General features: G+C 71.6%; 2 protein-coding genes. One reads left to right on the top strand and one right to left on the bottom strand.

Annotation, left to right across the window (positions count from 1 at the left end; translation table 11 throughout):
- Positions 1-19 precede the first annotated feature (19 nt).
- Entirely contained in the window at positions 20-766 is a 747-nt protein-coding gene (locus tag ACFW2Y_RS35735; protein WP_384887897.1) for an NAD(P)-dependent oxidoreductase, read from the bottom strand.
- Positions 767-889: 123 nt separating this feature from the next.
- On the opposite strand from ACFW2Y_RS35735, the gene ACFW2Y_RS35730 reads away from it, so the two are divergent.
- Positions 890-1,588: a TetR/AcrR family transcriptional regulator gene (locus ACFW2Y_RS35730; protein ID WP_384887894.1), complete on the top strand. Its 699-nt coding sequence runs from the start codon at positions 890-892 to the stop codon at positions 1,586-1,588.
- Positions 1,589-1,682 lie beyond the last annotated feature (94 nt).

Here is a 1,682-nt window from a genome sequence, read left to right as displayed (position 1 = left end):
CACGGGGGGAGCCCCTCCGTCAGGGGTGTTCGAGGCTCCCCGCGGGCGCGTGGGCGAGGGCGGAAGGGGTGAGCCGGCCCACGATCGCCGGGGCTTCCCGGACGAGTGCGTCGTCCTCGGCCGCCGCGACCATGAACAGGGCGAAGTCGGTCCGCCGCGTCCGATTGCTCGCCAGGACGGGGTCCCCCACGTGCCGGCTCCACACCGGCAGCCCCTGGCTCTCGCCCTCCTCCAGGTCGCTGCCGCGCACCACGGTCCAACGGGCGTCGCTCGCGAAGATCCTGCGGCACGCCTCGACCTGGTCGTCCACGTCCACGGCCCTGACGAGCTTCGCCAGTGCGGTGGTGACCTTCACCAACGCCCTGAAGTGGAGCGGATACACGTCCTTCCCGTCACGGGTGATGTGCCAACCGCAGGAGAAGACCAGGCGCGCGCCGGAGGGGGCGAGGTCCAGCACCGCCTGTGCGGTGCCGGAGGAGTAGTGCTTCATTCCCCAGGGGACCAGCACGGTGAGCACCGCGTCGCACCCCTCGACGGCCCGCGCGACGACCGCGCGGTCGTCGGTCGCCCCGGGGACGATCGTGATCCGGCCGTCGAACTCGGCGAGCTTGGGCACGCTCTGCTCCCTGCACACGCCCACCACCTCGTAGCCCCGGTCCAGTGCGTGCCGCACCATGTACCGCCCCAGCTTTCCCGAGGCGCCGATGATGCACAGCTTCTTCCCCGCGCCCGTCGCACGGGTGACCTCCGCGCCGTTCGGCTCCATGCCGCCCGCCTCCGCTCCTGCTCCGCCGTCGGTCCTTACGTCGTAAGGCACCTTACTCTGTAAGGCTACCTTACGAAGTAAGGTGGTCAAGGGGCGTCACATAGCCGAGCAAGGAGAAAACCGTTGGCCGAAGATCAGGCCCGGGCATCGATGCACCGCCGCGGCGAGCCGCTGACCAGGGACACCGTCCTCCGGGAGGCGGTCGCCCTGGCCGACGAAGCGGGCGTCGGCTCGCTCACCATGCGCAAGCTCGCCGAGCGCCTCGGCGTCGAGGCCATGTCCCTCTACCACCACGTGGCCAACAAGGACGCGATCCTCGACGGCATGGTCGACGAGGTCTTCGGCGAGGTCGGCCTCCCGTCGGACGCACTCGGTTGGAAGGCCGCCATGCGGCAGCGGGCGATCTCGATGCGCAACGCCCTCAGCCGCCACCCCTGGGCCATCGGCCTGCTGGATTCACGCTCCAACCCCGGCCCCAGGACACTGCACCACCACGACGCGGTCATCGGCAGCCTGCGGGCCGGCGGCTTCTCCGTCGCGGGTGCGGCCCATGCGTTCTCCTTGCTGGACAGCTATGTGTACGGCTTCGCCCTGCAGGAGGCCGCCCTCCCCTTCGAGGCCGCCGGGGCCGACATCGGGGACATGGCCGAGGCGCTCATCGACCGGGCGCCCGTCGGGGAGTTCCCGCACCTCGCCGAGATGGTGGCCCGCCACGTCGCCCTGCCCGGCTATTCCTATGCCGATGAGTTCCTCATCGGCCTCGACCTGGTCCTGGACGGGCTGGAACTGCGCCGGGCGGGGCCCGGCTGGTCCGACGCCTGACGACCGCGCCGGATCCCGCGGGCCGGACCCGACGCGACCCACGGCCGACCGGCCGCCGGTACGACGGAGGGCGCCCCACCGGTCACCGGTGGGG

It is taken from the genome of Streptomyces sp. NPDC058877 (assembly GCF_042742855.1).
Taxonomy (GTDB): domain Bacteria; phylum Actinomycetota; class Actinomycetes; order Streptomycetales; family Streptomycetaceae; genus Streptomyces.
The sequence above is the reverse complement of the archived record's forward strand: the minus strand, read 5'-3'. Positions and strand labels throughout refer to the sequence as shown.

What these genes read in the sequence shown, in the direction of transcription:
- ACFW2Y_RS35735 (WP_384887897.1), bottom strand. Translation starts at nt 766, where the DNA reads ATGGAGCCGAACGGCGCGGAGGTCACCCGTGCGACGGGCGCGGGGAAG.